Source organism: Actinomadura sediminis (assembly GCF_042675525.1).
GTDB lineage: Bacteria > Actinomycetota > Actinomycetes > Streptosporangiales > Streptosporangiaceae > Spirillospora > Spirillospora sediminis.
The window spans coordinates 1-11,375 of sequence record NZ_JBHTJA010000094.1; the positions used below are offsets into that span (position 1 = coordinate 1).

The window sequence follows — 11,375 nt, forward strand, 5'->3', positions numbered from 1 at the left end:
CGGGTTGTCGGACTCGGCCACCACGGCCTCCGTGCTCGCTTCGGTTGTCATGCGTCACTCCTTGATCAGGAGTTACACCGAAAACCGTACAGTCCCGCGAGGCTTTGGCAGGCGGGCTCGACGGTCCCAGATTGCGGATGCTCGCGGCCATCTCCTCGCATGACGCCACGTACGACGTGCCCGAATACCTCCCCGGCGCACTCACAGAACTCGGCTTGCCCTCTGTTGACCTGAGCACCCACGTCGGCCAGGAGGTTGCCGCCAGGGCGATAGCGCGAAGGCTGCTTGCGGGCAAGATGCAGCCGAGGGACCTGGTAAGCCGCATTCCTTGGCTCCTGGGCAGTGATCTTCCCTTCGTCATCGAACTCGCCCCTCTCGAGTGCAAGTACGAGACCCTGACCCCAGGGAACAATCGGGCGCAGGATATAGACGCCCAGGTTATGGAGGTGACCAGACGGACCCTCGGGAACCACCCGGCCAGCCCTGACGATCACGTCTAGCCGCCTGGTGGTGTTTCGTTGGCATAGTCTCGCCCCTCCTGCACGGTCCAGCGCTCCGGCCGTCGCCGAGTAGATCGGGCCGACGTTTCGGCAATCGCGGGCCGGCGGTCCGCCGCCCGAGGACCGGCGCCGCCTTGACCGGCGGCGAGTACCCAGCCCTGAGCAAGTGGCGACGCTTCTCACGGAGATCGGCAAGGTTGGGAAGACTCAGGGGCCGCGACTCGTGGCGCTGTTCGGCTGCCTCTACTACGCGATGACGCGGCCGTCTGAGGCGATCAACCTCACCAAGGAGAACTGCGTTTCTCTGCGAGAAACCGGGTGGGGAGAGTTGGAGCTTGGCGAGGTGAAGTCGGCGGCGGGCAAGCAGTGGACTGATGACGGTGAGGTTCATGAATCGCGGCATCAAGGGGCGGCCGAAGGACAGTCGGCGGCCGGTTCCGGTCCCGCCCGAGCTGGTGGCCCTTCTCCGCCATCACCTCGCAGAGTACGGGACGGTTCGGGTGGCCGGCTGTTCCGGACGGCGGGCGTCTATAAGCCCCCTACGTTGTGGCGCGTACTCAAGATCGCGCGGGAGAAGGCGCTGACACCGGAGCAGGTCAAGACGCCCCTTGCGTGCAAGCCGTACGACTTCCGACACGCGGGCATCTCGTGGCGGCTGATCGCTGGTGTCCCCGTGGTCTACGTCACGGTCTGGGGGGTGTCCCTATGGGGTTCGTCAAGCCGCTCGGGCGGCGGGTTTGCGTGTGGGTTGGTAGGGCTGCTTGTCGCGGAGCATGGCGTAGATGACGTCGGAGCGGCGGCGGGCCAGGCAGATGAGGGCGGCGTTGTGCTTCTTGCCCTCGGATCTCTTCCGGTCGTAGTAGGCCCTGCTCAGCGGGTCGGACAGGGAGGCGAACACGGCCAGGAACATGGCGCGTTTGAGGGCCTTGTTGCCGCCCTTGGGCGGGTGTTCGCCCTTGATGGACGAGCCGGAGCGGCGGGTGACGGGCGCCAGGCCGGCGTAGGTCGCCAGGTGCCCGGGAGTCGCGAACGCCGCGATGTCACCGATCTCCAGCAGAATCCGTGCGCTGGTCCTGATCCCGATGCCGGGCATCGAGATCAGGACCCTGGCAAGAGGGTGGGCATCGAGGATCTCCTCCACCTGGGCCGCGACCTGTCCGCGCTGGTCATGGACCGATCGCAGGGATCGGGCCAGGTGCGGCAGGACGGTCGCGGCCGCGGTGGTGCCGGGAACGACGACGGTCTGGGCGTCCAGGGCGGTCTTGACCGCCTCGACCAGGCGCCCGGCCATCCGCGGGGCCAGCGGCCGGGCGGTGGCCAACAGCTCGTCGGCGGTGGCGGCGCGCAGTCCGTCCGGGCCGCCGTATTGGACGAGCAACTCGAGTGCGGCGGGGTGGTGCAACCGCGGCCTCAGGGCCTTCTCCGGGGCGGGGTGGATCGTGACCAGGAGCCCGCGGATCCGGTTGACCAACCGGATCGACTCACCCGCCAGGTCGTCGTCGAACCCGACGAGGACCTCTAGCTCGGCGAGGGTCTCGTTGCCGGTGTCGACGCGGCGCAGGGAGTGCGGCAGGGTGCGGGCGGCGTCGGCGATCACGAACGCGTCGCGGGCGTCGGTCTTGGCGTCGCCGGGCTGCAGGTCGTCCAGCCGCCGCATGGTCAGGCCGGGCAGGTAGGCGACCTGGCAGCCCTCGTCCCGGGCGACCGCGACGGGCAGTGCACCGATCGAGGCGGGCTGGTCGACCACCACCAGTACCCGGCCGTGCCGTCCCAGCTGGGTGAACAGGGCGCGCAGCCGCTGCTCGTCGTTGGGCAGTGGCTTGTCGTGCAGCTTCTTACCGGAGGGGGCCAGGGCACAGGCGTGGTGTTCGCCCTTGCCGACGTCCAACCCCAGGAAAACGGCGTACTCGACGCTCACGTTGACCTCTGTCACGGGGTGTTTGGCCTGGTCACGGTTCTGGCGTCGGCTGCCGGCATCCACGTTACGGCGAGACGATGACTTCGTCACGGAAGATTGCCTTGTCCCTATGAGCGGTCCACCGACGCCACCCTGGCCCGGTGACAACACCCCCCGGATCATGCGTGCGACAGGGGGCTTGAGTCATGCCGGGCCGGGTGACCTGGCTCCCCACCATGGGCGGGGACGTGAAAACGGTAACGGGACAGTCCGGAGATCGTTCAACGTATGGACCCGGCGCGTGGTCGCTGACGAGATGAGAGCCTCGGTTCCGCACCGGGGCTCTTTGCTGGGCCTGACCTGCACGGACGCCGTCGGACCCATTCCGTAAATAATCCGTGGACGCTGACAGACGGCGGCTCACGGTGGGACATGGCTGCATACATGCAAAACCCCGGTGACTGCCGTGCTGGCAGGTCAACCGGGGTTTTGGCTGATCATCTGAGGTGCCCCCTGCAGGATTCGAACCTGCGCACACGGCTCCGGAGACCAGCGCCGATCAGTGCGTCTACCTGTGCAGATGCACCTAGCGAGGCGATTACCGGACGCAGATGGAACACGCTACGCCGTTGAACGTCGTCGGGAGCATCGCCTAGGCCAGCCAGAGTGTCTCCTCCGCGTGGCAACGAATGGGCCATGCGAGCCGTAGGTGATGAGGGGCGAGCGCTGGACGCCGAAAAGAAGGTCGAGACCGAGCCCGGTACCGGATTGCTGTCGCTAGTACTAGAGCAGGTCGAGAACCTCGACCCACCGCGCTCCGCGGAACACGGAGTACCGCAGGCTTTGATGCTCAAGCGCCGACACGCCAGCACGTTACTACTCCAGCCATCCCCATCTCTCTGGGAGGCTAGGGTCAACATCCATCTCTAGAATGAGGTTTATGTGGTCGACATTGTGTGCCTTTCGATCCTCCTCGGAGATTGCAGGAAAAGTGAAACCAAGCAAACCATGCGCCTCCGACAGAACTGCGCTAACCCTCGACCATGCTCGATTTGAAGCGGTAAAAACGTCCTCGGATTCACTTATTTCCGGCACCAAATAGGTGCGTCTGACCCCAAGCTGTTCATTCAATGCCGAATGCCCTTCGTCGAGCATAAAGCCGAGCCACTCAGATTGAATAAACGAAAGTATGCGACCACTATCGGCATCGTGATCGACGTCAATTCGACTAGCCAATTTCAACTTCCTGCCCCGAAAGAGGCCGGTTTCGACTCTACTGCCAAGCAGAAGCGATCGATGATGAATAACTATGTTTCTACTGTCATTGAACTTCAATAGAACGGGATCTGCCTTGAAGCGATCAAACATCTGTCCGACCCAAACGTCATGCCCCTTGCTTTTCATTTCGGTTCGCAACATTTCCGCAACGGCCTTCAAGGCGCTAAGGAATGCATTCGTGCTGTACCTGAAAATAGCAGGATGATGATATGTGTCCATCATTTGGTGGAGGAACCAGTGGGCCTCCTCGAAGCGGTCATGCGCCATCGGAAGTGGGCAGTTTGTTTCATCATTTATGACTGTTTCCACGCTATCTTCACCGTTCGCCATGTGCTGAATTGTTTCATATCAACATCTTGCCTGCTCCCGATTTACATACTCTGGAGCCCCTATCAGTGGCCGGAGCTGGACGGCGGCGGACTTGCGCGGGGCAGGGACTCGTAGCCTGGGCCGGCGGACGGGCAGGCGCTGCCGCCTCCTCGACGTTGGCCCGGTGTGAGGCCCCGCGCGGGTCCCCGCGCAAGTCGGGAACCGGCCAGCGTGCGTAACCCCCCGTGTGCCAGCTCGTCGATGAGCGCGACCTGCGGGCGGAGTCTGCCAACTCACAGGACTGTATAGATCGCTGTGGCACTAGCGACCGGTGTCGGCCGATGATGCCAACGGAGGGTGACAGCAAGTCCGGACGGCGTTACCTTCAGAACATGCATGAACTCGTGTTGTCTGCGAGCAACGATCACGTCCAGCGTCTCGCAAAAGAGCGTGACCCCATTCGAGCCGTTATCGAGCTAATTTGGAATGGGATCGACGCAGAAGCGGACAGAGTAGATGTCGAGTTCGAGCGGGATCACCTACGCGCGATAACGCGTGTCAAAGTCCGTGATTGGGGCCACGGGATCAGCGTTGATGAGGTTTCGCCAACCTTTGGCGAAATCGGGAACTCGTGGAAAGCGCGGAGCAAGCGGAGCAAAAACGGCAAAAGGAAGCTTTGGGGAAGTAAAGGCGAAGGGCGTCTCCATGCGTTCGCTCTAGGGGACCGCGTGGAATGGGTGAGCGTTGGCAAGGATGCCACCAACAAACGTTGGCGGCTCACCATTAAGGGAGATCGTACAGACCGTGGGAGATTCACGTATGACGCGGTCGAAGTAAGTCGCGGGGAGATCCTAGGAACGGTCTTCGCTGCATATAATGACTCGCAAGGGCAACCGATTCAGCGACTGGATTCAGAACGTGCCAGGGCCAACATTGCTGCCACCTTTGCACCCTTCTTGCTCAACAACCCGTCTGTCACCCTAAATTACGATGGCACCCCGATAAATCCGGCAGAGCAGATTGCCGAGGACAAGGTTTTTGAGAGGGTCGTTGAGACAGAAGAAGGAGATTTCACCTACTCGTTGCGCTTGATCGAATGGAAATCCGGCAGGCATCACTCGATCTACTACGGTGAGTCGACTGACCACGCCGTATTTGAGCATGACGCGAAAGACATCGAACCTCGCTACAATTTCTCCCTCTATGTCGCTTGGCCTGGTATCGGGGACTCATCGAATGAGATCGCGCTAGGAGAGTTGGCGCCATCTCCGTATGCGGAACTAGTCCGTGACGTCAAAGCCGCCATCCGCGAGTACTTCGAATGGCGACGACGGCAAGACCGTCGCAGTCAGATAGAAATCTGGAAGAACTCGGGTGCTTACCCTTACAAAGAGCCCCCTAAGACTGAAGCAGAGAAGGTAGAGCGCGCAACGTTCGATCTCGTGTCAGGTGCTCTTAGTGCGCATATCGCCCAAGGAAAGGCGAGTGCTGGCCTCACTCTGCATCTCCTTCAGAACGTCATACGCCACGAACCAGAGTCGCTACTAAAGATTCTGCATGAGGTATTGGCGCTTCCCGCTAGCGACAGAGACGCTTTGACTGAACTCATCGAGTCTACTTCGTTGAGCAATATCATCCGCTCAACATCGAAGATAGCCGACCGCGGTCGCTTCTTGGTGGCATTGGATCACATAGTTTATGACGCTGTCGGCTCACAAGACGTAGCCGAAAAAGATCATCTTCATCAAATGCTCGAAAGGGAGCTATGGGTCTTCGGTGAAGAATACAACGTGATGCGCAGTGAACGCGGCCTAACGGAGGCTTTGCGAACACATCTACGCCTCTCTGGTCTACCTGCTGACAGAATCGGCCCTGTCCAAACGCCAGAAGGCAGGCGCGGGCGCCTGGATTTGCACCTAGCGGTCTCGAAGCGAGAACATGGTCGTGTCAGACACCTCGTCGTAGAACTAAAGGCGCCTGGGGTGAAAATCGATAGGAAAGAGCTCGATCAAGTTGAAGATTACGCCAATACGATCATAGGTGATCCGCGATTCCGCAACGGCTCCGCCACATGGGACTTGATTCTAGTTGGCAGCAGGATTGGCGACACAGCGCGGAACCGGGTTCATGCGCAGGCCGTTCGCAGTGGCCTCTTCCATGACCCGCCGGTAAGAGATGAAACGCAACCAAAAGTTCGCGCTTTCGTTCGTTCTTGGCGGGATCTAATTGATGAGAATAAGTCGCGTCTAGAGTTCTTCTCAGACGCACTTGCTCACGACCCTTCACTCTCCGAGTCGCTTGCATACTTGAAAAGGGTGCATGCCGAGTCTCTTCCGATGTCCCTCCGCGACGATCCCGGGACTGAGGAAAGCTCGACTGGCTGAGACGCGCTTAGCGCAGAACAGAGGAAAGCCCTCCGGTCTGTCGACCGGAGGGCTTTCTCAACAGGTTTCAGCCCTCTAGGTAGTGAAAGGTCGGCTTCGGGTGCATCAGGAAGTCGTGGTGAGAGATGTTCCAGGCGTAGGCGCCGGACATGGAGAAAGCGACTAGGTCGCCGACTGCGATGTGATCTGTGGGGACTTCGCGTGCGAAGACGTCCTTTGGGGTGCAGAGTTGTCCGACGAGGGTCACGGGCTCGCCGGCGACTGCGGGACCGTCGCCGTTTCGGGTGAGGACGTCGAACGGGTGGTTGTGCTGCTTGGTGACGGGTGTGCGGATGTGCATGGTTCCGCCGCGTAGGACGGCGTACCACTGGCCGTGGGCCTTCTTCACGTCCAGGACCTCGGTGAGGTACCACCCGGCGTAGACGCTGATGGAGCGGCCCGGTTCGATGCGCAGCGTTTCGCCGGGCTCGGCGAGCGCGGCGACGTCGGCGCCGTACTGTTTCCAGTCGAATCGTGTGTCGGGTGTGGAGTAGTCGACGGCCATGCCGCCGCCGAGGTTGAACTCACGTGGTCCGGTGTGGCCGATGCTGTCGAGCCACGCGCGGCCCCACGCGAAAATCTCGGCGGACTGGGCGACCATGGCGGAGGCGTCCAGGCCGGACGCCAGGTGCGCGTGGATGCCGCGTAGGCGCACCTGCGGGGAGTTGTTGAGGATGGCGGTGCATGAATCGATGAGGTCGGGGTCCATGCCGAACGGGCCGCTCATGGCGAGCGCGACGCCGCTGCGGTCGCCGGCGAGGTTGACCCTTAGCAGGACGTCGACCTCGCGGCCGGACGCCCGAGCGATGTCGGCCAGGCGCGACAGCTCGTAGGGGCTTTCGACGTGGATGCGCTCGACGCCGAGGTCGAGGGCGAGGCGTAGTTCGTCGTCGGTCTTGCCGGGGCCGCCGAACGCCAACCGCGCGTCCGGCAGGGCCTGGCGCACGTGCGCCAGCTCGCCGCCGGACGCGACCTCGATCCCGTCGACGTAGGGGACGAGCGCTTGCAGGATCGGGGCGTCCGGGTTGGCCTTTGCGGCGTAGAAGATCTCCGGCGCACCGGGCGCCGAGAGCGCGGCCTTGACCTCGGCCGCGTGCTCGCGCAGCGCGGCGAGGTCGTAGACAAAGGCGGGTAGCTCGCCCTTGCCGGCGAGGGCCTGGACGTGGTCCTGGACTGGGCGCGTGATCATCGGGTGTGGTCTCTTCCGGTTGTCAGGCGAGCGGGAACTCGTACTGAGCCGTCACGTAGTGGGCGGGCGCGACCGAGACCGTGACCTCGACGGCGCGACCCTCGGCCGTGATGCCGACGTGGGTGATCTCGACGACCGTGCGTTCCGGGCTGATCTCCAGCGCGTGCGCCTCGGCGTCGGTGGGCAGACGGCTTGGGATGATCTGCTCGCGCGCCCTGGTCTGCGCGTGGCCGAGTTCGGCGAGCGCGCTCTTGACGCCGCCGACGATCACCGGCCCGTCCTCCTCCAGCACTGTCCCCTCGGCGATGTCGAGCGGGAACCAACTGGCGTTCAGCCGGACCGGGATGCCGCTGGCGAGCAGTCGCCGACGTCGGACGAGGCAGTTCACTTCACCGGTCGGCAGGCCGAGCGCCTCGGCGACATCGGCCGGCGGCTCGGCGCGTTCGGTGGTGATCTCGTGCTGCGGCTCCAGCCCACGGGCGCGAACCTCGGCGTCGAACGCGCCGCGTGCGCCGTTGTTCTCGCGGGTCGCCCGGTCGTAGCGCGCCGGCGAGTGGAGCATCGGCGGGAGCCAGGTGACCATGGTGCCCCGCCCCTGTCGAGGCCGCACGATGCCTTCGGCCGCGAGTACCTGCATTGCCCTGTTCACCAGGCTGCGGGACGCCCCGTAGCGGTCGGCAAGCTCCGGCTCGGCCGGCAGGACGGACCCGGTGGGGTACCGGCCGTCGATGATTTCTTCCCGAATCTTGGCGGCGATGTCGCGGAACCCGTGGCGCTCCGTTGTGGCCATCTACCTGCTCCTTCTCGCTGTCTACCCGCTATCTACCTGCTGCGTTAGCCCCACCTAACCAGACCAGACGTCAAACGCCAAACGATTGATGCCTCTTGACATCTGCTCCGAAGCGGCCACAATCGAGACAACGCCAAACGACAAACGTTTGACGTATCTCGTGAGGAGTGCTCGGATGTTCCCCCAGAAGTCCAGCAACATCCCGCAGTGGCTCGCCGGCATCGCGGTCGCGATCTTCGCGATCAACAACCCGGAGAAGGCCGCCGCGCTGGTCAACCAGGTGATTCACGCGATCACGACGTTCTCGGGCTCGCTGGGCTGACCAGCGATGACCGCCTACCGCTCGCAGACGCTCGCCCTCGGCGCACAAGCCACCAAGCCCGCCGCCGAGGGCCGTCCCTTCCAACCGATCACGAATCTCAACGAGGTGCCCGTGTCCCGTTCTCTGACCCCGTTCGCTGCGCTGGCCGGTGTCGACCTGCGCGGCAAGCCGATCACCGGCGCTCAGTGCCGGTTTGACCCCGACCTGCACACCGGCCCGGACGGCGCCGAGTCGCCGGACGAGCGCGCGGCCCGTGAGCTGGTCGCCGTCGAGGTGTGCCAGTCCTGCCCGCTGCGCGGCGCCTGTTTGGAGCTGGCGACGCGGATCCGTCCCGAGTACGGGGTGTGGGCCGGTCTGACCGCCGCCGAGCTGGCGGCCCTCCCCGACCTGGACCTGTCCGACCTCGACCTGAACGAGGTGGCCTGATGAACGCCCCCACGAACACGACCGCCGCGACCGGTAACGCCGAGGTTCGGGTGACCACGTTCGGATACCTGCACGACGCCCCGCCCGCCGGCGCGCACATCGTCCTCGACCTGCGCCACCACTTCCGCGACCCGCACGCCGTGCGCGGACTGCGGAACCTGACCGCCCATGACGCCGAGGTCCGCGCCGCGGTGCTGAACACGCCCGGTATCCGGCCGCTGATCGAGGCGACCGTCGCCGCGGCGTTGGCCTACCTGTCCGGCCCGTCCGCCGGTCCGGTCATGGTCGCGGTCGGCTGCGCCGGCGGCCGGCACCGCGCGGCGACCGTGGGCGGCGTCCTCGCCGCGATGCTGGCCGACCTGCACGTCCCGGTGACGCTCGCGCACCGTGACATCGGCAAGGCGGTGGTGCAGCGATGACCGCCGTGATTGTCGCGCTGGCCGTGCTCGCCTTGGCGGGGTGGCTGTGCCTGTCCCCGGCCCGCCTCGCCGTCGTCGGCGCGGCGCTGCTGATCACGCACCCCGTGCCGACGTTCGTCCTCACCGCGGTGGCGGTGCTCGGCGTGACGGTGGCCTGCGTGCGGCTGACCCGCCGGTCGCTGAGTGAGGGCGGTTGGTACCTGGTCACCGTGCAGCGTCCCGCCTACGCCAAGAGCCGGGCGGGGGGTGTGGCGTCGTGACCCGCCGCCGTAGCTCCGCGCGGTTCTTCGACCCGACCGGCGCCCGGTTCGGAATCCCCACGTGGCCGTGGCGCATGGCGCCGCCGCACCTGCGCACGCTCCGCCAGCTCGCCGCCGAGGGCCTGCGCCCCGGTGGTCAGGAGATCGCCGGACAGGTGCTGTGGAATTCCCGCCGCTACCGCAAGGGAGTGCGCGCCGCCTACCTGTACGACGTGCGCCTGGCGCTGCCCAAGCGCGTGCCGACCGACAAGCAGCGCGCGGCCCTCGGCAGGGCGCTCGCCGCCCGCCGGGTGTGCCCGACCTGCGGTCGGGACGCCGGATACGTCCTGCCCCGCCACCTCGACGAGTGCCTGGACTGCGCCGACGCGATCGGAGCGGAGGTATCTGCCGCATGACCACTCTCGACCACCGCATGCCCGCGCCCCTCGGCGCTCCCGCCCGATCGATCACGCGCCCCAGCGACACCCCGACCGCCCCGGCCGCCGTGCCGGACGGCGCCGAGGCCACCGCGCCGCAGAGCTCGCCGAGGGGCCGCGCGCTGACCAGTAGCGAGTTCACCGCGGTTGCCGTGGTGGCCGCGCTGGTGGGCGTCCTGGGACTGCTGGGGTTCGTCAACAGCTTCGCCGCCGTCGCCGAGGCGTCCCGCCCGTCGTTCGGCGGGCTGGCCTGGACGGTGCCCCTCGGCATCGACCTCGGCATCGCGATCTTCGCCGCCCTCGACATCGTGCTCGCCCGGCTGGACATGCGGATTCGGTGGCTGCGGTTCATCCCCTGGGCGCTGACCGCCGCGACCGTCTACCTGAACGTGGCCGGCGAGCACGGCACGTTCGGGAAGGTCGCGCACGCCGTGCTGCCCGCGCTGTGGGTCATCGCGGTGGAGATCGCCGCGCACGTGATCCGGATCCGCGCCGGCATCGCCGCCGGAACCCGCATGGACGGCATCCGGGCCGCCCGGTGGATCCTCGCCCCGTGGCCCACCATGAAGCTGTGGCGCCGGATGGTGCTGTGGGAGATCCGCTCCTACCCCGACGCCCTGAGCCGTGAGCGCGCCCGGCTGCTGGCCCTGACCGACTTGCAGGACACCTACGGCCGGTGGGCGTGGCGCCGCCGTGCACCCCGCCGCGTCCGCGCCCTGTACCGGCTCGGCGAACTCGACACCGCCGAGGACACCGGCGCGCCGTCCGGCGCGCGGTCCGAGCGATCGGGCGAGGACGGTCCCGCCGCCGGGCCGGTGGACCGTCCGGCAATGGAGTCCGGACCGTCCACGCCGCCCGCCGCCGGACCGTCCCCCGCACCGTCGGCCGGACCGTCCCGGACGCACCCGGACCACCGGCGGACGGTCCGCGCGCCGCGCCGGTGGACCGTCCCCCCGCCGGTCCCGCAAGACCACCGCGCCGCCGCCGGACGTGGACGACCTCATGCCGACCGGACGGCGCATCGCCGCCGACCTCGCCGAGAGCGGCCAGGCGCTGACCCGCAACGCGCTCGCCGTCCGTCTCCGCGAGGCCGGACACAGCGCCGGTAACGCCCGCGTCGGTGCCCTGCTGGCCCGCTTGAAGACC

12 protein-coding genes are annotated in these 11,375 nt (G+C 65.7%); 8 read left to right on the plus strand and 4 right to left on the minus strand.

The window, feature by feature from the left end:
• Window positions 1–131 precede the first annotated feature (131 nt).
• Window positions 132–500 carry a hypothetical protein gene (locus tag ACFQ11_RS29970; RefSeq protein WP_378304725.1) on the plus strand — a complete coding sequence of 123 codons (369 nt, stop codon included), beginning with the start codon at window positions 132–134 and terminating at the stop codon, window positions 498–500.
• Between the two features lie 715 nt (window positions 501–1,215).
• Here ACFQ11_RS29970 and ACFQ11_RS29975 read toward each other — a convergent pair.
• Window positions 1,216–2,418: an IS110 family RNA-guided transposase gene (locus tag ACFQ11_RS29975; protein ID WP_378304727.1), complete on the minus strand. Its 1,203-nt coding sequence runs from the start codon at window positions 2,416–2,418 to the stop codon at window positions 1,216–1,218.
• A gap of 855 nt (window positions 2,419–3,273) precedes the next feature.
• Window positions 3,274–4,005, minus strand: a complete 732-nt coding sequence (locus ACFQ11_RS29980; protein ID WP_378304730.1) for a hypothetical protein — start codon at window positions 4,003–4,005, stop codon at window positions 3,274–3,276.
• Between the two features lie 371 nt (window positions 4,006–4,376).
• On the opposite strand from ACFQ11_RS29980, the gene ACFQ11_RS29985 reads away from it, so the two are divergent.
• Window positions 4,377–6,368 carry an ATP-binding protein gene (locus tag ACFQ11_RS29985; protein WP_378304732.1) on the plus strand — a complete coding sequence of 664 codons (1,992 nt, stop codon included), beginning with the start codon at window positions 4,377–4,379 and terminating at the stop codon, window positions 6,366–6,368.
• A gap of 67 nt (window positions 6,369–6,435) precedes the next feature.
• Here ACFQ11_RS29985 and ACFQ11_RS29990 read toward each other — a convergent pair whose 3' ends face one another.
• Window positions 6,436–7,596 carry a type III PLP-dependent enzyme gene (locus tag ACFQ11_RS29990; protein ID WP_378304734.1) on the minus strand — a complete coding sequence of 387 codons (1,161 nt, stop codon included), beginning with the start codon at window positions 7,594–7,596 and terminating at the stop codon, window positions 6,436–6,438.
• Between the two features lie 22 nt (window positions 7,597–7,618).
• A complete protein-coding gene (locus ACFQ11_RS29995) occupies window positions 7,619–8,386 on the minus strand; it encodes a GntR family transcriptional regulator (protein ID WP_378304736.1) in 768 nt (255 codons plus the stop codon).
• Between the two features lie 175 nt (window positions 8,387–8,561).
• Between ACFQ11_RS29995 and ACFQ11_RS30000 the strand changes: the two genes are divergently transcribed.
• The 6 genes from ACFQ11_RS30000 to ACFQ11_RS30025 are packed head-to-tail and all read left to right on the plus strand — an operon-like array spanning window position 8,562 to window position 11,338.
• Complete coding sequence (locus ACFQ11_RS30000; RefSeq protein ID WP_157419387.1) at window positions 8,562–8,708, plus strand: hypothetical protein; 147 nt, start codon at window positions 8,562–8,564, stop codon at window positions 8,706–8,708.
• 6 nt (window positions 8,709–8,714) lie between these two features.
• Window positions 8,715–9,134 (plus strand): WhiB family transcriptional regulator, encoded by a 420-nt coding sequence (locus ACFQ11_RS30005; protein ID WP_378304739.1) that lies wholly within the window; start codon window positions 8,715–8,717, stop codon window positions 9,132–9,134.
• Entirely contained in the window at window positions 9,134–9,553 is a 420-nt protein-coding gene (locus ACFQ11_RS30010) for a RapZ C-terminal domain-containing protein (protein ID WP_378304741.1), read from the plus strand. The genes ACFQ11_RS30005 and ACFQ11_RS30010 overlap by 1 nt, the downstream gene beginning before the upstream one ends.
• The gene (locus tag ACFQ11_RS30015; protein WP_378304743.1) at window positions 9,550–9,813 is read left to right on the plus strand and encodes a hypothetical protein; all 264 of its coding nucleotides are present in this window, start codon (window positions 9,550–9,552) and stop codon (window positions 9,811–9,813) included. Before ACFQ11_RS30010 ends, ACFQ11_RS30015 begins: the two co-directional genes overlap by 4 nt.
• Complete coding sequence (locus ACFQ11_RS30020; RefSeq protein ID WP_378304745.1) at window positions 9,810–10,208, plus strand: RRQRL motif-containing zinc-binding protein; 399 nt, start codon at window positions 9,810–9,812, stop codon at window positions 10,206–10,208. The genes ACFQ11_RS30015 and ACFQ11_RS30020 overlap by 4 nt, the downstream gene beginning before the upstream one ends.
• Window positions 10,205–11,338, plus strand: a complete 1,134-nt coding sequence (locus tag ACFQ11_RS30025; RefSeq protein WP_378304748.1) for a DUF2637 domain-containing protein — start codon at window positions 10,205–10,207, stop codon at window positions 11,336–11,338. Before ACFQ11_RS30020 ends, ACFQ11_RS30025 begins: the two co-directional genes overlap by 4 nt.
• Window positions 11,339–11,375 lie beyond the last annotated feature (37 nt).